Below are 17,500 nucleotides of genomic sequence, written 5' to 3'. Positions count from 1 at the left end.
GATCCCTCTCTGCCTGTCGGTTGGAACATAAAAGGCGACTACTTCTATCAGTTTGACGATCCCACCGGCCTCAAGCCGCCCAAGGAATTCACCGATGATGCGCTTTCGAAGCGGGTGAAAGAAGACGAGGCAAAAAAGAAGAGGATACCATCTCCGACTAGTGCCAGCCCGGCACCGCCGGAGCTGATCCCGGACGATAGCAAGGCAATCGCCGTATGTCTGTCGCCGGACGTCTGCAGGTCGCCGGAAAAGCCGGTTCCCTATATGTCTTGGGGCAAAGCCTCGGACGATCAAGAACTATTCGCCGAACGTTCGGTCGAACGGCAAGGTCATCAAACGCCAGGATTCCAAGTTTTCCTGTTGCTATGGCGACGAGCCGGGCGTCGGCTTGGGCTGCAAATCCAACACCGTCGGCGACGTCGTCGAACCAGTCACCTCATCAGGCATCGTGCGGGCGAATGGTATCTGGGTTCAGCGTCACGGCGACCGCTGCACGTTGAACAACGGCAACACCGTCGGCGAATACGTCCATGTTGAGTCGACGGCCGTCCATCCGGCGCCTGACGGCACGGACAACGAGGACCAAGCCTCCGCATCAGCGCAGGATACCGCAGCACCGGCGAAAAATTCGCCGATGGTTTCACGGAGAATGCCAGCGAAACATGGGAAGGCGTCAAGAAGGTAGGTTCGGATCTGTGGGGCGGAACGAAGGATCTCGCGTCCGATCTCTGGAATGATCCGACGGGAACGATTGCGGCAGGCGCCGAGAGCGTCAAGGACGCGGCAGTGGGCGCTGCAAATTGGACCGCCGAAGTTGGCCGAAATCTCTATGACAATCCCGGCGCGACCTGGGGTCGCGGTTGGGACAATGCGACAAACACGGCGAGTTCGATCTGGCATGCTGTCGCAGATCCTTACAGCGAAGCCTATGAGAAAGGTGGGCTGGCGCAGGCAGTCGGGCACGGCACCTTCGATGTCGCGAAGCTTGCGCTCGAAGCCGTGGCCACAAAGGGCGCGGCGACGGCGGCAGGCAAGACGGCGTCGATCGGTGCAGGCGTAGCGGCGAAAGCGCATCGTGCGGAAGAGGTCGCGGAAACCATCAACGATGCGCGAAAGATCGAATCTAAGAGTGAAGACGGGGCGAAAGGTGCGAGAAGCACGCGCACCAATTTGTGGACCAGAAAAGAGGTTAACGGTCGCAAGGTTTATCAGCGGGACGACCTCATCGATCCGGACAAGAAAGGTCCGGATGGAAGAACGAATCTCGAGAGGATGCAGGATGGGGACCCTCCGATCGGTCCTGACAATAAGCCAATCAATCTGCACCATATGACGCAGGATGAGCCCGGTCCTATTGCAGAGGTCGAACAAACCTTCCATAAAGACAACCACAGAATCTTGCACATTTACCCCAACGGCCAAGCGAAGATCGGTTACGGCAGTGCCCCTCCTCCCGTGGACCGGGCCGCTTTCAGGACTTGGTCAAGGCAATACTGGCGAACGCGAGCGGGTGATTTCGAATGAGCATTGAAGATATCGATGGAGTTGTTGCGGACGCACAGAATTCTTTTCCAAGAGTGCGTATAACCGGCGGTGCAGCTCCTGAAGAGATTCACGAGCTGGAACTCCTTGTAGGAGATGTTCCATTAACCTATAAATATTTTTTATCCAAATATGGCACCTTCGGCTTTTACGGGCTTGAGATTTACGGCCTCATCAAAGGAAACGTCTTTGGGGAAGGGCCGCCCAACGCCTATTTTATGACCAAATCCGATTTGGACGACAGCTCGATACCCAATCGGCATATTGTGATCGCATCAACTGGATACGGCCCCGTTTTTCTGTTGAATTGCGAAACGGGAGAGGTCGTCGGTTGGAACTATAGTGGTGAAGTTGACGAAGAACTTCCGGTCTACGCTTCCTTTGAAGCGTTTCTTGAGGAGGTGACATCCCAAACAATACAAGATTATCAATCCGGGAATGGTGCGGTTTAGGTGGTGGGTCTCTTCGCTGAACTACGTACAGATCCGAATTTTAATGCTAGTGTGATCGAGGACTTTACCGAGATAAGTGAGGATAACCGTAGCTACCTTCAAGAAGCGATTGCTTACCGACCCGAACACGCGGCATCGATCCTGCAGGCAGGGGTCCCCCTGGATCATCAGGAGGATAACGGCCAGACGGCGCTACAATATGCGATCTCGCGAGGCATGAACGATCTCGCGGAGGCCATCGTCAACAAGGGAGCGGATCTACATCGTCTCGATAAATATGGAAATGACGCGCTATGGACGGCGGTACTCAACCCACGTCCATGCCTGCCACTGATTGAGTTGCTTATAAGAAAAGGCGCAGACCCCCACCGCAAGAACGCGGCCGGACGATCCTCGGCAGACATGGCTACGACAAAGAAAAGATGGTACTCTTCGGGATTTAGAAGCGCGCACCCGACTGCAATAACTCGGGACCTCCGTTGTGGACCAGCCCCCACGTCGCCGACAGCGCTGTTTCCTGGCTCCGCTTCGGCGCAAGGCGAGGGTCGGGTGCGGCTGGCGCAGGGCTCGTCCGACCGCAACCACATCAACGAATGGGCGCGGCGCTTAGGGGTGCCGTGGATTACATTTGGGTAATGTACCCGGGCGCGCGCTAGCGCCCATACAGAGGCCGGATGCGATGCTGAGACGATGGCCTCATCAAGTAGCGACAACTGAGGGCGATCTTTTTCAAAAATCGCTGCCCTCACGGTTCCCCTTCACCGCCCCTCGATCAACCTCTTCCAGTCCTCAATAAAGCTCCGCCGCTGGATCTCGTCCTGGGCCGCGAGTAAGGCGGGGCCGATGCGGATCGGGCGGGCGATGCCGGATTCCATCAGCGATGCGGGGCCGTCGACGCCGGCGGGCAGGGGGCCGTTTTCGGAGAAGAAGAAGGATTTTTCGCGGGCGACGGCTCGGCCGCGCGGCGACAGGAGATAATCGAGGAACTGCTTGCCGAGCGCTGGTTTACGCGCCGTTGAGGGGACCATCGCGCCGCGCGCGAGAACGAGCGTGTAGTCGTCGGGGACGACGATGCCGAGGTCCGGATTTGCCTTCGCCGCGGCGTAGGCATAGGAGCCGAGCACGTTATAGGCGAGGCGCACATTGCCGGCGGCGATTTCCCCCAGCATCTCGTTGTTGCAGCAGCGGATGACCGTTTTCGTACGGCTCAGGCCTTCGATCAACCGGCCATAGGTGGTTGGCGCCTGGCGGGAATCGTTGAAGGCGAGCAGGTAGCCGATGCCGGAGGCCGCGATATCGTAGGTGCCGATGCGGTTGCGATATTCCTCGGGCTCGCGCCTCAGCAGGTCGGCGAGTTCCTCGTGGCTGCGCGGTACGTCCGTAGCAGGAAGAGCGCGGCGGTCGTAGACGAAGACCACGGGCTCGAAGGTGAAACCGAAGATCTCGTCGCGCCAGTTGGCCCAGGCGGGTACTGCCGATGTCTCATGCGAAGTGTGGGCCTCCGCGCAGCCGTCATTGGCAAGCCGTACCAGTTGATCGACGGAGGAGGAGAGCAATATGTCGGCGCTGCGGCCCTTGCCGGCGCAGGCCACGACGGCTTGCCGGAAGAGATCGTTCGTGACGGAGTCGATGAAATCCACCGCGATGCCGGGCCTCAGTTCCTGGAAATCCCGGATCAGCGGACGCATGGCTTCGAGATCGGTGGCCGCGTGGATGGTCAGCCGTTCCGCCTCTTTGCCGCTTGACGGAAAGAACGCCCTCTGGCCCTCGAGCGCGGCGGCAGCCGACGGCAGCAGCCAGAAGAGGATGGCGAGCGATCGAAGAAGCGGCCTCATACCCGTTCCTCCGTCGCGAGCGGCAGCTCGAGGAAGACGCAGAAATCCCGCCCCTCGGCCTTTTCGCGGAAACCGACCCGGCCGCCCAAGACGGACGCGACTTCGGAGGCTATGGCAAAGCCGAGGCCTGAGGCGCCCTTGTCGGAACGGGTCGAATAGAAGCGCTTGGTCACGTTTCCCCATTCCTCCGCGGGGATTCCCGGGCCGTCGTCCGAGACCTCGACGCGTCCCCATCCGCCATCGCGCGTGACGCGCACCTCCAGCCGTGAAGAGGCGCCGTGGCGCAGCGCATTGTCGATGACATTGGCGATCGCCTCGCGCAGGCTGAGCACGTCTCCCATGATGATCGGATCGTCCTCCGCCGCCTCGAAGGACACGATCATGTCGTCGTCGATGGTGATAGGAACCGTCGTGCGGAACGCCTTGCGCGCGACGTCGTTCAAGGAAACGGGCGCAAGCTGGGTTGAGTCGAAGCGATGGATGACCATTGCGTGGTTCAGCAGCTGATTGGTGAAACGCGCAAGTTCTGCCGTCCGGTTGCGCACCCGTTCGAGATGGCGGCGATCGTCCGGCGTGAGATTGTCCTCGTTGATCAGGCTCACCTGGGCGGTGAGCGCGGTAAGCGGCGTGCGGATCTGGTGCGCACTGTCGGCCACATAGCGCTGAAGCAGCTTCACCCGTTCGTCGAGGCGGTTGATGAAGTGGTTTATCGAGGTCATGAAGGGGAAGAGCTCGCGAGGCACATCGACGGTCATTGGCGTCAGATCCTGCGGATCGCGCTGACGCAGGGCGTCGCCGAGGACGTCGACCGGTCGCAGAGAATAGCGGACGGCAAGCGCCGTACCGCCAAGGGCGAGCAGACTCATGATCGCGACGAGAAGGGTGGCGCGCGTCGTCAGCTCGGAGGCAAGCGACTGGCGGGCTTCGATGGTTTGCGCGACGACGACATAGGCCCAGCCGGTGCCGTCGTTGAGCGTCATCGCCCGGGAAAGGGTGACGGTGCGGACGGCCGCGCCGCGATATTCGGCATTTCCGAAGGCGGGACCATCGCGGCTTTGCGAGAGTGGCGCTTTCGGCTCGAGATCCGCATAACCCGTAAGCGTCGAGCCGGTCGGATCGATCACCCGGTAGAATATCCGGTCCCGGTGGGCGAGGCCGAGGAGCTCGAAGGCGGAGGGAGGCAGGACGAAGCGAAGTGCCCCGTCGGCCACGGTCAGGCTTTCCGACATCTGGAAGGCAGCGCCGAGAAGCAGCCTGTCATAGGCCTCGTCCGCCGCCGTGCGGGCGTAGAACCAGGCCGCAGTGATCAGCGATGCGGCGCCGAGCATGAGCACGATCGCCACCCGGCGCACAAGGCGGGCGAAAAGCGAACTTCTAGGCGTTGTCATCGGCCACCAGCTGATAGCCGACGCCCCTCAGCGTCACGATGCGGGCCTTGGCACGCTCGAGCTTCTTGCGTAGACGGCCGATATAGAGCTCGATCGCATTCGGGCCGGCGGCCTCTTCGAAGCCGAAGAGCTGGTCGAGAAGCTCCTCCTTGCTGAACACTCTGCCGGGGCGGGAGGCGAGAATTTCGAGCAGCGTCATCTCGCGGCGCTTGAGCTGGATCTCGCGCTTGCCGATCTTGACGCTGCGATTGGCGCGGTCGAGGCTGACGTCGCCGCAGACGATGATGTTCGTCGCATCGCCGCCGGTCCTGCGGCGCAAGAGCACGCGGGCTCTCGCTTCGAGCTCGCGGAAATCGAAGGGCTTGACCAGGTAATCGTCGGCGCCGAGATCGAGTGCGCCGACGCGGTCGTCGATTTCCGAGCGCGCCGTCAGCACAAGAACGGGCACATTGCTTTTCGACTGGCGCAGCCCGCGCAGGATGGAGAAGCCGTCGAGGCCCGGAAGCATGACGTCGAGAATGACGAGGTCGTATTCGGTGAAGCTCAGGATTTCCGACGCCGCCGATCCGTCAGTCTCCCAGTCGACGGTATGACCCGTCTGCTGGAACCGGCGACAGATCGCCTCGCCCACATCGATGGTGTCTTCGACCAAGAGAATACGCACGTTTTAATGATTGCATGCGCCTACGGGCCGATCAAGCGGCCCGGCGTCCTTCCAGCCGTTCATCTACTGCACGTCTCCTTCAATCGAGCTCGATTAAAGGGCAAAGACATGCAGCAATTCAAAGTGTTACAGCGACATTTGCGCGTCTGATAAGACGCGCGGCGCAGTATGTGGCGGCAAGATGACAGGATGGTGACAGGAACGGCGCTTAGGTTGCCACGACCGGTTCCAGGGAGAGAGCAGCGGACCGGCCCGGGAGGAAGCCCGCAGCGACAGCGCTATGACTGGTGCCCCAAACGGCGCCGGCCGGCGGTCGTTGCCGCATCTTCCGACCGGCAGCCTCAGCACGAACGGGAGACATCCATGACTTCAGCTTTCACCAAGACTCTGTGCGGTGCCGCTCTTGCGGCCTTTGCGATGACGGCATCCGCGCATGCCGGACCCACGAAGCCCGAGTGCCTCGCCGGCGCCAAGCCGGGCGGCGGCTTCGACCTGACCTGCCGGCTGGCCGCCAATGCCCTGCTCGAGACCAAGCAGATTTCCAAGCCGATGGCCGTTACCTACATGGAAGGCGGGGTCGGCGCCGTTGCCTACAACCACGTCATAGGCAAGCGCGGTTCCGACGCTAATGTCATCACCGCCGCCTCATCCGGCTCGGCGTTGCTGCTCGCACAGGGCAAGTTCGGCCAGTATGACGAGTCGGCCGTGCGCTGGCTCGGGGCGCTCGGCGCCGACTACGGCGTTCTCGTGGTTTCAGCCGATTCTCCCTACAAGACGCTCGGCGAACTGGTCGAAGCCTACAAGGCTGCGCCCGGCGACTTCGCGATCGCCGGTGGCGGCGCCGTCGGGTCGCAGGATTGGATGAAAGGCTCCCTCCTCGCCAAGGCTGCAGGACAGGATCCCAAGAGCATGCGCTATGTCGCGCTCGAGGGTGGTGGCGCGGTGCTGACGGCACTCGAAGGCGGCCATGTGAAGGTCGGCTCCGGTGATGCGGCGGAGATGGGCAAGCACCACGTCGCCGGCAAAGTGCGCATCCTCGCCGTCATGTCCCCGGAGCGCCTGCCCGGCGAGCTCGCCGACGTGCCGACTGCCAAGGAGCAGGGCTTCGACATCGATTGGCCGGTCTGGCGCGGCTACTATGTCGGCAAGGACGTTTCCGACGCCGAATACGAATGGTGGGTCAAGGCTTTCGAGTCAGCATCGCAGACGCCGGAATTCGCCAAGGAGCGCGAAGCCCGGGGGCTCTTTGAATTCACCCTGCTCGGCAAGGACTTCGAAGATCGCGTGAAGGCCGACGTCGAGCGCTTCAAGGTTCTCGCCAAGGAAGCCGGCATGTAACCCCGTTCCCCTCGCGGTTCCTCCCAAGACAATGAGGTGGCCCCCTTCCGTCACCGGTCACGGCCGGTGGCGGAAGGAAGCGAGGGGACTATCCGCGGTCACGCCGCGCGACGGCTTTCAACCATGGAATACCAGGGGAGAGACACCCATGTCCGAAGTCCATCAGCCTTCTTCCAGGACCGTCCAACTGATCGGGCGCGTCTCGGCCATCTGCCTCTTCGTCTTCGCCATCGCCTACGGCATTGGCGGTAGCGTCATTGAATACGCCTTTGCCTCGGACCCGCTCGGGCCGAGGGTCTTCCCGGTCGCCCTGGCGGTTGCTCTCGGCCTGCTGAGCGTCTGGTACTGGTTCTCGCCGGGATTTGCCGAAGGGTTTCCAACCGGGCCGCTGCTTTTGCGCGTTCTTGCCGTGCCGGTCCTGATGCTGATCGCCGTCATGCTCTTTGAGCCCGCGGGCTTTGCTGCCTCGATCTTCGTCCTCACCCTCGGCACCGCCATTCTGTTCGGCGCCCCGCCGGCCAAGGCGCTTGCCGGTTCCATCGGCCATGCCGCCCTGTGGTGGTTTGTCTTCTCCTATCTTCTGGAAGTCTATCTGCCGGCCGGCGCATTGTTCGGCTGACCGCAAGACTGAAACCGGAAAGGTCACGTCCCATGAACCTCGAATATCTCTGGCAAGGTTTTGCCGTTGCCTTGACCTGGCAAAACCTTCTGATCGGTCTCGTCGGCTGTTTCATAGGCACCATGGTCGGCGCCTTGCCGGCAATCGGCCCGATCAACGGCATCGCGCTGCTGCTTCCCATCGCCTACACCATGGGGCTGCCGGCGGAGAGCACGATGATCCTGCTGGCTGCCATTTATTGCGGCGCCGAATATGGCGGACGCATTTCGTCGATCCTGCTCAACGTGCCGGGCGACGCCGGCGCCGTGATGACGGCTCTCGACGGCTATCCGATGGCTAAGCAGGGCCGGGCTGGCGAGGCTCTCGCTCTTTCCGGTCTCGCGTCCTTCGTCGGCGGCATGTTCGGCTCGATCGGTCTCGCTCTCTTCGCGCCGCTGCTTGCCGGGCTTGCGATCGGTTTCGGCCCGGCTGAATATTTCGTCCTGATGGTCTTCGCCTTTGCCACGCTCGGCTCGATGGTCGGCAGCCAGCCGGTCAAGACGCTGATCGGCTGCGTGCTCGGCCTGATGCTGGCAACGGTGGGTCTCGACGCCACCTCGGGGGCGTATCGTTTCACCTTCAACGAGCCGGAACTCGGCGACGGCATCGAGTTCGTCGTGCTCGTCATCGGGCTGTTCTCGATTTCCGAGGCGCTGATCATCCTCGAACACCAGGGACGCGGCATGACGGTTATCCGCGAGCTTGGCCGCATGACGGCGCGGATGTCGGATGTCGTCAAGAGCGCCGGCACTACGGTGCGCAGTTCGATCATCGGCTTCGTCGTCGGCGTGCTGCCGGGAACGGGCGCTTCGGTCTCGAGCGCCGTGTCCTATACGACCGCCAAGCGGATTTCCGACACCGAAGGCACCTTCGGCAAGGGTGACGTGCGCGGCCTTGCGGCACCGGAAGCGGCGAACAATGCGACCGCCTGCGGCGCCTTCGTGCCGATGCTCACGCTCGGCGTACCGGGCTCCGGCACGACCGCGGTCATGCTCGGCGCGCTGATGCTCTACAACATCCAGCCCGGCCCGATGCTGCTCGTCGAGCGCCCGGAGATAGTCGGCGGCCTCGTTGCCTCGCTCTTCGTCGGCAACCTGATCCTGCTGGCGCTCAACCTGCCGCTCGTGCAGATTTTTGCCCGCGTCCTGACCGTGCCGAACTGGCTTCTGGTGCCGGGCATCCTGGTGCTGTCGATCGTTGGCGTCTACTCCGCCCACTCCTCGGTCTTCTCGATCTATCTGATGATGGGCATCGGCATGACCGGCTGGCTCCTGCGAAAGGCAGGCTTCGACATGGCACCGATCATTCTCGGTTTCGTGCTCGGCCGGGTCATGGAGGTCAACCTGCGAAATGCGCTCGCAATCAGCGGCGGCGAGATCTCGATCCTGTTCAGCAGCACGATCTGCATCGTCTTGTGGTGCATGGCCGTGCTGGTCGCGCTCCTGCCCATCTATCTGTCACGCCGTGCCAAGCGCCGCGCCATGAAACTCGCGGCCGCGGAATAGTGCAATCTGAGCCAAGAGTTACCGACGGCCGGGCGTTCCGCCCGGCCGTTTTCCGTTTAGTGCCGTGCCGGGCCGTCAGGCCATGGCGCGGCTGCCCGGAAACAGGAGATCCACGAAGCGCTCGGCGGTCGGCTGCGGTTCGTGGTTGGCAAGGCCGGGCCGTTCGTTCGCTTCGATGAAGACATAGTCGGACTTTTCCGGATCCCGCACGATGAAATCGATGCCGACGACCGGTATGCCGATCGCTTTCGCGGCGTCGCAGGCGGCGGCAACGAGGTCCGGATGCACCTTGGCCGTCACGTCGTGGATCGTACCACCGGTATGAAGGTTGGCGGCCTTGCGCACCGTGATCTCCCGCCCCTCCGCCGGGATGCTGTCGAGATCGAGGCCCTGCTCGCCAAGGCAGCGTTCGGTCTCGGCATCGACGGGGATGCGGCTCTCGCCGCCGGTGGCGGCGGCGCGCCGGCGCGACTGGATATCGATGAGCTTGCGGATCGTCGACTCGCCATCACCGATGACGCGCGGCGGCCTGCGTACGGCAGCGGCAACGAGCTTGTAGTCGATCACCACGAGCCGCAGGTCTTCGCCCTCGAAATAGGCCTCCAGCAGCACCCGGTCGCAGACGGTCCTGGCCTGCTCGATCGCCGCCTCCAGCGTCTTCATCGACGCGATGCCGACCGATATGCCGCGGCCCTGCTCGCCGCGGGCTGGCTTGACCACCAGTTTGCCGTGCATCTCCAGGAAAGCGCGCTTCTCGTCCTCGCCGCCATCCGCCGAAATCTGTGCCGGCACGTCAAGTCCCGCAGCCGACGCCAGGCGGCGGGTCACCGCCTTGTCGTCGCAGATCGACATGGCGACGGCTGAAGTGAGTTCCGAAAGGCTTTCGCGGCAGTGGATCGACCGGCCACCATGCGAGAGCCTGAAGAAGCCGTCCTCCGCGTCCGTCACCTCGACATGGATGCCACGCCGCAAAGCTTCGTCGACGATCAGCCGCGCATACGGGTTGAGGGCGTCGTAGAAGGGGATCGGCTGGGCGAAGAACCTCTCGTTGATCGCGTTCTTGCGCTTCAAGGCGAAGAGCGGCACGCGACGGAAGCCGAGCTTCTCGTAGAGCCGGATCGCGTTATCGTTGTCGTAGAGCACCGAGAGGTCCACATAGGCGAGCCCGCGCGCCTGGAAATATTCGGCAAGCTTGTGCACCAGCCGTTCTCCGATGCCCGGCTGGCGCGCCTGGGGGTGGACCGCGAGACACCAGAGAGACGCACCCCGCTCCGGATCGTTGAAGAGATGCCGGTGGTCGATGCCGGTCACCGCGCCGACGATCTGGCCGCTCGCATCGTCCTGCGCGACGAAATAGGTGAGCGAGCGATTGTCGCGCTCGCTCGAAAAGAAGTCGGATCGTACTTGCACCATACCGCAGGCAGCATAGACGGCATTGACGCCTTCGGCATCGGCTTCCGAGGCGAGGCGACGGACCGTGATTCCGCGCACGCGCCGGCCCCGGCCGCGATAGGTGGACAGATCGAGGCGAAAGGTGTGCGAGGGGTCGAGGAATATCTCCTGCGGCGCCAGCGACAGGAGCACGTGCGGATCGCGCACGTAAAAGGCGATGTCGCGGCTCTGCGGCGCTTCCTCGCGCAATTCGCGGACGAGCGCCTCATCATCGTCGAAGGTCTGCGCGAAGAGCAGCCGCCCCCAGCCGCAATCGAGCGTCACGTTGCGGTTTTCCGTCTCCGGCTCCACCTTGCGGTCGCGCGGTGCGCCGACCTCTGGGCCGGCCGGCGCCCGCAGGCGCGTCAGGCGGTGGGAGACGGCACGGTTTCCTCGCGGCTTTTGCCGAGGGATGGTGGCGAGTTTCTTCATCTTACACCTCCTGGGCCTGCAGCCACATCTCCAGCAGCCCGACCTGCCAGAGTTCGGATCCCTTGAGCGGCGTAATGTGTTCGAGCGGGCTGTCCAGCAGCCTTTCGAGATAGGAGCGCTGGAAGAGCCCGCGTTCGCGGGCCGCCTGCGAAGACAGAGCGTCGCGCAGCATGTCGAGATAGGGCCCGGCGATATATTTGAGCTGTGGCACGGGGAAATAACCCTTCTTGCGGTCGATCACCGCGCTCGGGATCACCTTCCGCGCGACGTCCTTCAGGATTCCCTTGCCTTCGTTGCGAAGCTTCTCCTCCGGAGGAATGCGCGCCGCCAGTTCCACCAGTTCGTGGTCGAGGAAGGGTACGCGGGCCTCCAGTCCCCAGGCCATCGTCATATTATCGACGCGCTTGACCGGATCGTCGACCAGCATGACGGTGCTGTCGAGCCTCAGCGCCTGGTCGACCGCGGTATCGGCGCCGTCACGCAAGAGGTGCTCCTTCAGGAGATCGCCGCTGACATCGCGTTCCGGCATCCACTCGGACGCAAGTTGGGCCGCCAAGGTCTCGTGCGACCGGTCGCGGAAGGCCCTTGCATAGTCGGCGACGACGTTGTTGGAATTCATGAGCGGCGGGTACCAGTGATAGCCGCCGAAGACCTCGTCCGCGCCCTGGCCCGACTGCACCACCTTGACGTGCTGCGAGACCTTCTTGGAAAGCAGGTAGAAGCCCACATTGTCGTAGGAGACCATCGGCTCCGACATGGCCGCGATCGTTCCCGGCAAGGCTTCCATCAGATCGGCGGATGGGACGAAAATCTTGTGATGATCGGTCCCGAAATGCTCCGCGATCAGGTCGGAATAGACGAATTCATCGCCTTTCTCCCCATTCGCTTCCTCGAAGCCGACGGAGAAGCTCATGAGGCCGCGTTGCCCGGCTTCAGCGAGCAACCCGACGATCAGGCTTGAATCGACGCCGCCCGAAAGCAGCACGCCAACCGGCACGTCGGCGATCATGCGCCGTTTGACCGCGAGCCGAAGCGCCGAGAGAAGCCGCTCCTGCCACTCCTCCCGACTGACGGCCGCATCGCCGGCCTGGCGCCGGTAGGGCGGATCCCAATAGCGGCGCTCCTTGAAGCTGCCGTTCTTTTCATAGACGCGGATTGTGGCCGGCGCCAGCTTGCGCACGCCCCGGAAAATGGTGCGCGGCGGCGGCACGACGGCATGGAAGGTCATGTAATTGTGGAGGGCGTCGGGGTCGATCGCGGTGTCGACGCCACCCGCCTGGACGATCGCCGGCAGCGACGAGGCGAAGCGCAAGGCGCCGTCCACATTGGCGAGATAGAGCGGCTTGATGCCGAAGCGGTCGCGGGCCATAACGATCCTGCCGCTGTCGCGCTCGTGGATGACGAAGGCGAACATGCCGTGGAAGCGTGTTACGCAATCCTCGCCCCAGGCATGCCATGCCTTCAGGATCACTTCGGTGTCGCCGTCGGAGAAGAAGCTGTAGCCCTTCTCCACGAGCTCGGCCTTCAGTTCGCGGAAGTTGTAGATGCAGCCGTTGAAGACGATCGAGAGGCCGAGCGCGGCGTCGACCATCGGCTGCTGGGATTTGTCGGAAAGATCGAGGATCCTCAATCGTCGATGCCCCAACCCGACATTGGCGTGCACCACCAGCCCGGCCGCGTCCGGTCCTCTTGGGCTGAGCACGTCGGCCATGACCGAAATTGCCGAAACCGACGGCAAACCGCCGCCGAACCTGACTTCACCGCAAATTCCACACATGAATTGGGTCGAAACCTCCTTTGTTGGTACTCGTGAAAAGATCAGGGCCGCGGTGGTTTCCGCGGCCCTGATGTCGCACATCTTTGATAATGCGCGGGGCCGCCGATCGTTCCCGATCGGAGGTCATTCTTTCCCCTTCTCATCGGCAAGCGCTTCCGCGCGCGCGAGCATATAGCGTTCCGCGAGGATCATGTGTTCGCGGGCGATCTCGCGGGCCTCCTCGCTTCTCCCGTCTTTCAACGCCGCCATCAGGCGGTATTGAAAAAGGAGCCCCTCTTCGCGCGCGGTCGGCATGGGATCCGCATAGATCCGTCGGGCGAGCGGCAGGTCGCGCAGGAGATTGTGCATGAGGCCGCACAGGAAGCCGAGGAGCCGGTTCGGACACAGCTGTGCGAGCTGCGAATGGAAGTCTAGCTCGGCGACGCGCTGGCGATACTGTTCGTCGATATTTTCCGGCGCATGGTCGTAGATGCGGATCGTCCTTTCGAGTTCCGCAAGCTGCGCCGGCTGAAGGCGGCCCGCAAGATGCGCGGCGATTTCCGGCTCCAGCGCCTTGCGGATCGCGTAGATGTCGGAAAGGCTTGGCTGGTCGAAAAAGAAATAGGCGCCGAGCAGTTCCATGGCGTGCTGGGCAGAAGGCTGGGCGACGAAGGCCCCGCCGCCCGGCCCGCTGCGGGTGTAGATCAGGCCTTGCGTTTCCAGCGTCTTCATCGCCTCGCGCACCGTGCTCTTGGCGGCCTTGAACTCGTCGATCAGCATCTTCTCCTGCGGCAGCCGATCGCCGGGAATCAGCTTCTCCGTGCGTATGAAGTCCTTGATCCGGTCGGCGATCGCCTCCGGCCTGCGGCGGGTCCGCCCTGCCGGAACGTAGAGGCGCTTTTCTTCCTCGCTCATGGGTTTCGTTTTTTCGATGGTAGCGGGCATGCGGTCATTCTTTCCTGATCCGGGGCGCACTGGCGATGAGCCGTTTGGTATAGGCGTGTTGCGGATCGGCAAAAAGCCGGGCCGCCGGCCCGATCTCGACGATCTCTCCGCGATGCATGACGGCAATGCGGTCGGCGATCGCCTCGACGACGGCCAGATCATGGCTGATGAAAAGATAGGAGAGGCCGAAGCGCCGTTTGAGGTCACGCAACAGCAACAGGATCTGCGCCTGGACGGAGACGTCGAGCGCGCTGACCGGCTCGTCGAGTACGAAGACCTCCGCTTCCGCGGCGAGCGCACGGGCGATCGCGATCCGTTGCGCCTGGCCGCCGGAGAATTCATGAGGATAGCGCTGAAGCGTGTCGCCGGGCATCTGTACCGCGTCCAGCAGTTCCGCCACGCGGCTTTGTCGCTCCGCGGCGTCATATCCGCAGAGCAATTTCAGCGGCGTCTCGAGGATCTGCCCGATGGTCTTGCGCGGATTGAGCGAAGCGATCGGGTCCTGGAATACATATTGGATCATCTTGCCGAAAGCGAGCGCGCCGGCACGCCGAAGCTCGGCGGCATCGCGGCCACCGATCCGCAATGTACCGGAGGTCGGTTGCTCCAGGCCGACGAGCATGCGTGCAAGCGTGCTCTTGCCCGACCCGCTCTCGCCGACGACGGCAAGCGTTTCGCCGCGCCCGACCGAAAGCGAGACTTGGTTGACGGCGGTCACGGCGTGACGCGACCGCCCGAAAAGCGTATGTCCGCCGCCGAAGACCTTGGTCACGTCGTGCACTTCGATTGCGGCTGTGGTCATGCCGAGCCCTCCCGCTGGCGCGCGGCAAACAGGCCGGACACCCGGTCGAGAAAGTCCGCTCCGGTGCCGAGTTCCGGCACGCAGGCAATGAGCCGCTTCGTATAGGCGTGCTGCGGATGGGACAGCACCCGCCGCGTCTCTCCCGTCTCGACGATCTCGCCGTCCTTCATCACGGCGATCCGGTCGCAGAGTTCCGAAACCACACCGAAGTCGTGGGTGATGAAAAGCAGCGCCATGCCGCGCTCGCGCTGCAACCCGCGCAGGAGGTCAAGGATGTGTGCCTGAACGGTCACGTCGAGCGCCGTGGTTGGCTCGTCGGCGATGATGATGTCCGGATCATTGGCGAGCGCGATGGCAATGCCGACACGCTGGCGCTGCCCGCCGGAGAACTGGTGCGGGTAATGTGCCGCCCGTGTGTGCGCATCGGGGATCCCGACCTTCTCCAGAAGCGCTATCGCCCTTTTCCGCCGTTCTGGGGCGCCGATCGGCTGATGCGCCGCAACTGCCTCTTCGACCTGCCGGCCAACGGGTAGGAGGGGGTGGAGCGACATTAGCGGGTCCTGGAACACATAGGCGACGCGGGCCCCGCGGCAGGAACTGAGCTTTGCCTCGGGCATTGAGAGCACGTCCTCCCCATCGAGATAGATCGCGCCGTTTCGGATAAGCCCCGGCGGCGAGGCGACGAGGCCCATGATCGAAAGCGCGGTGACGCTCTTGCCGGAGCCGCTTTCGCCGACGAGGCCGAGACACTCGCCGCGCCTCAATTGAAGCGACACGCCGTTGACGGCGGGAACGAAGGAGTCTCCACCGGTAAAACCCGTCTCCAGCCCTTTTATGGCGAGCGCAGCATCCGGCGCCGAATTGGCTGGCGCCTGTCGATCCTTCGCGATCGCCGTCATCGGCCCGGGACGGGCGAGCGTACCGGATCTGAGGCGCGGGTCGAGCACGTCGCGGATGCCGTCGCCGAGCAGGTTGAGGCTGATGACGATAAGGAAGATCGTCGCGCCCGGCACGATCGAAACATGCGGAGCAGTGAAGAGCTGGGCGCGTCCTTCGCCGAGCATCGAGCCGAGATCGGCCTGGGGCGGCTGCGCGCCGAGGCCCAGAAAGCTCAAGCCCGCCGTCTCGAGGATCATCCAGCCGGCGGTCGTCGATATGGTGATGACGATGACCGGCAGCACGTTCGGCAACACCTCGGTCAAGACGATCGAGAGCTGGCCCTTGCCGGAAAGCCGCGCCGCGTCGATGAACTCGGCATGGGCAAGCCCCAGCGTGACGCCACGGACATTGCGCGCGAAGAAGGGGATGTTGACGACGGCGATCGCATAGAGGGCATTCATCAGCCCCGGTCCGAGTGCTGCTACGATCGCAAGCGCCAGGAGCAGGTAAGGAAAGGCCATCAGCATGTCGACCGCGCGCATCATCAGGTTGTCGGCCCGCCCGCCGGCATAGCCGGCGACGATGCCGATCGTGGACCCGATCACGGCGGCGATCAGCGTTGCGGTGAAGCCCAGCGCCAGCGAGACGCGCGTGCCCCACAGCAGCCGGCTCAGGATGTCGCGGCCGAGCTGGTCGGTCCCGAGAAGATGGCCGGCGGTCACCACGGGCTGCAGCCGCTTGGCCGGCGCGGTGGCATCCGGGTCCGGCAGCGGCAGGAGCGGCACGAGCAGGATGAGCAATGCGATCGCCAGCAGCAGGAAAAAGCCGGCGGCGGCGAGTCGGTTCTTCATGAGCAGCCGCCAGGACGTGAGCCGCTCCGCGGCCGCGGGCCTTGTCGTCATTTCGGCAAGCGCGCTCACATGCGGATCCTCGGATCGAGCATAGACTGGACCACGTCCGCCATGAGGTTGAAGAGGACATAGCTGGCGGCAACGATCAGCACGCCGCCCTGCACGAGCAGGATGTCGCGGGTCGAAATGGCTTTGACCAGCATGGCGCCGATGCCGGGCCATTGAAAAACGGTCTCGATATAGACCGCTCCGCCCAGCACGAAACCGGCCTGGATGCCGATCACCGGGATGACGCTGACAAGGGCGGCACGGAAGGCATGGTTATAGATGACACGGCGTTCCGGAAGCCCCTTGGCCCGCGCGGTGCGCACGAAATCCTGGCGCAGGACCTCCAGCATGGCGCCACGCGTCAGCCGTGCGATCACGCCCGCAGCCACCACCGCGAGCGTCGCTGCAGGCAGGATCAGATGGATAAGAAGGTCCTTGAGATCGCCGCCGCCATAGACCGCATACATGCCGGAGGCCGGCAGGATGCGCCAGTGGACGGCGAAGAGATAGATGAGCAGCAGACCGAGCCAGAAGGACGGCGTGGAGATGCCTGCGAGCACGACGAGGGTGACCACGCGATCGGCCCAGCTGAACTGCCGGACGGCGGAAACGATGCCGGCAAGAAGCCCGACGAAGGAGGCAAGCACGAGCGATACGCCGGCCAGGATCAGCGTCGCTTGAAACCGCTCCAGCACCTCATCGAGAACGGGCCGGTTGAGCGCGTAGGAGCGGCCGAAATCGCCCTGCAGCACATTGCCGATCCAGATCAGGTATTGCTGCAAGAGCGGCTTGTCGAGCCCGAGGTCGCGGTTGATGCGCTCGACATTCTCCGGCGTCGCATAGGGGCCGAGGATCGCCGTCGCCGTGTCTCCCGGGATCATCGCCATGACGAGGAAGACGATGACCGAGAGGCCGATGAGCACGGGGACGACGGCGATCAGCCGCTTCAGAATGTAGGTCTGCATGGAGCTCCT

Annotated in this window: 15 protein-coding genes and 1 pseudogene; 7 read left to right on the top strand and 9 right to left on the bottom strand. The window is 63.3% G+C overall.

Features of this window, described 5'->3' with window-relative positions:
- The first annotated feature begins 196 nt into the window (after window positions 1–196).
- The 4 genes and pseudogenes from SJ05684_RS31100 to SJ05684_RS31095 form a co-directional block, all read left to right on the top strand.
- Window positions 197–685, top strand: coding sequence for a PAAR-like domain-containing protein (locus SJ05684_RS31100; RefSeq protein ID WP_083846205.1), 489 nt, complete (start codon window positions 197–199; stop codon window positions 683–685).
- Between the two features lie 101 nt (window positions 686–786).
- On the top strand, window positions 787–1,524 hold the full coding sequence (locus tag SJ05684_RS25740; protein WP_050980096.1) for an HNH/ENDO VII family nuclease: 738 nt from the start codon (window positions 787–789) through the stop codon (window positions 1,522–1,524).
- Complete coding sequence (locus SJ05684_RS25735) at window positions 1,521–1,994, top strand: SMI1/KNR4 family protein (protein ID WP_034856908.1); 474 nt, start codon at window positions 1,521–1,523, stop codon at window positions 1,992–1,994. Before SJ05684_RS25740 ends, SJ05684_RS25735 begins: the two co-directional genes overlap by 4 nt.
- Window positions 1,995–2,360, top strand: a pseudogene (locus SJ05684_RS31095) (ankyrin repeat domain-containing protein); the annotation flags it as partial. It lies immediately after the preceding gene.
- 392 nt (window positions 2,361–2,752) lie between these two features.
- On the opposite strand, the gene SJ05684_RS25725 reads toward SJ05684_RS31095, so the two are convergent.
- From SJ05684_RS25725 to SJ05684_RS25715, 3 genes are read right to left on the bottom strand one after another with little or no spacing between them, the layout of a single operon-like run.
- Entirely contained in the window at window positions 2,753–3,829 is a 1,077-nt protein-coding gene (locus tag SJ05684_RS25725) for an ABC transporter substrate-binding protein (RefSeq protein ID WP_034856906.1), read from the bottom strand.
- Window positions 3,826–5,217 (bottom strand): sensor histidine kinase, encoded by a 1,392-nt coding sequence (locus tag SJ05684_RS25720; protein ID WP_034856904.1) that lies wholly within the window; start codon window positions 5,215–5,217, stop codon window positions 3,826–3,828. The genes SJ05684_RS25725 and SJ05684_RS25720 overlap by 4 nt, the downstream gene beginning before the upstream one ends.
- Entirely contained in the window at window positions 5,204–5,881 is a 678-nt protein-coding gene (locus SJ05684_RS25715; RefSeq protein WP_034856902.1) for a response regulator transcription factor, read from the bottom strand. Before SJ05684_RS25715 ends, SJ05684_RS25720 begins: the two co-directional genes overlap by 14 nt.
- Window positions 5,882–6,244: 363 nt before the next feature.
- Here SJ05684_RS25715 and SJ05684_RS25710 point away from each other — a divergent pair, with 363 nt between their 5' ends.
- From SJ05684_RS25710 to SJ05684_RS25700, 3 genes are all read left to right on the top strand, one after another.
- Complete coding sequence (locus SJ05684_RS25710; RefSeq protein ID WP_034856900.1) at window positions 6,245–7,219, top strand: Bug family tripartite tricarboxylate transporter substrate binding protein; 975 nt, start codon at window positions 6,245–6,247, stop codon at window positions 7,217–7,219.
- 148 nt (window positions 7,220–7,367) lie between these two features.
- Window positions 7,368–7,838: a tripartite tricarboxylate transporter TctB family protein gene (locus tag SJ05684_RS25705; protein ID WP_050980095.1), complete on the top strand. Its 471-nt coding sequence runs from the start codon at window positions 7,368–7,370 to the stop codon at window positions 7,836–7,838.
- A gap of 32 nt (window positions 7,839–7,870) precedes the next feature.
- The gene (locus tag SJ05684_RS25700) at window positions 7,871–9,382 is read left to right on the top strand and encodes a tripartite tricarboxylate transporter permease (protein WP_034856898.1); all 1,512 of its coding nucleotides are present in this window, start codon (window positions 7,871–7,873) and stop codon (window positions 9,380–9,382) included.
- Between the two features lie 75 nt (window positions 9,383–9,457).
- Here SJ05684_RS25700 and ngg read toward each other — a convergent pair whose 3' ends face one another.
- From ngg to SJ05684_RS25670, 6 genes are all read right to left on the bottom strand, one after another.
- Window positions 9,458–11,245: an N-acetylglutaminylglutamine synthetase gene (gene ngg / locus SJ05684_RS25695; RefSeq protein ID WP_034856896.1), complete on the bottom strand. Its 1,788-nt coding sequence runs from the start codon at window positions 11,243–11,245 to the stop codon at window positions 9,458–9,460.
- A 1-nt stretch (window position 11,246) separates the two neighbouring features.
- The gene (locus SJ05684_RS25690; protein ID WP_034856918.1) at window positions 11,247–13,022 is read right to left on the bottom strand and encodes an N-acetylglutaminylglutamine amidotransferase; all 1,776 of its coding nucleotides are present in this window, start codon (window positions 13,020–13,022) and stop codon (window positions 11,247–11,249) included.
- Window positions 13,023–13,145: 123 nt separating this feature from the next.
- The gene (locus tag SJ05684_RS25685; RefSeq protein WP_034856887.1) at window positions 13,146–13,946 is read right to left on the bottom strand and encodes a FadR/GntR family transcriptional regulator; all 801 of its coding nucleotides are present in this window, start codon (window positions 13,944–13,946) and stop codon (window positions 13,146–13,148) included.
- 4 nt (window positions 13,947–13,950) lie between these two features.
- The gene (locus SJ05684_RS25680; RefSeq protein WP_034856885.1) at window positions 13,951–14,748 is read right to left on the bottom strand and encodes an ATP-binding cassette domain-containing protein; all 798 of its coding nucleotides are present in this window, start codon (window positions 14,746–14,748) and stop codon (window positions 13,951–13,953) included.
- Entirely contained in the window at window positions 14,745–16,547 is a 1,803-nt protein-coding gene (locus SJ05684_RS25675; RefSeq protein WP_374188716.1) for a dipeptide/oligopeptide/nickel ABC transporter permease/ATP-binding protein, read from the bottom strand. Before SJ05684_RS25675 ends, SJ05684_RS25680 begins: the two co-directional genes overlap by 4 nt.
- On the bottom strand, window positions 16,544–17,491 hold the full coding sequence (locus SJ05684_RS25670) for an ABC transporter permease (RefSeq protein WP_034856883.1): 948 nt from the start codon (window positions 17,489–17,491) through the stop codon (window positions 16,544–16,546). Before SJ05684_RS25670 ends, SJ05684_RS25675 begins: the two co-directional genes overlap by 4 nt.
- Window positions 17,492–17,500: the final 9 nt, after the last annotated feature.

This window comes from Sinorhizobium sojae CCBAU 05684 (assembly GCF_002288525.1).
Taxonomy (GTDB): domain Bacteria; phylum Pseudomonadota; class Alphaproteobacteria; order Rhizobiales; family Rhizobiaceae; genus Sinorhizobium; species Sinorhizobium sojae.
The sequence above is the reverse complement of the archived record's forward strand: the minus strand, read 5'-3'. Positions and strand labels throughout refer to the sequence as shown.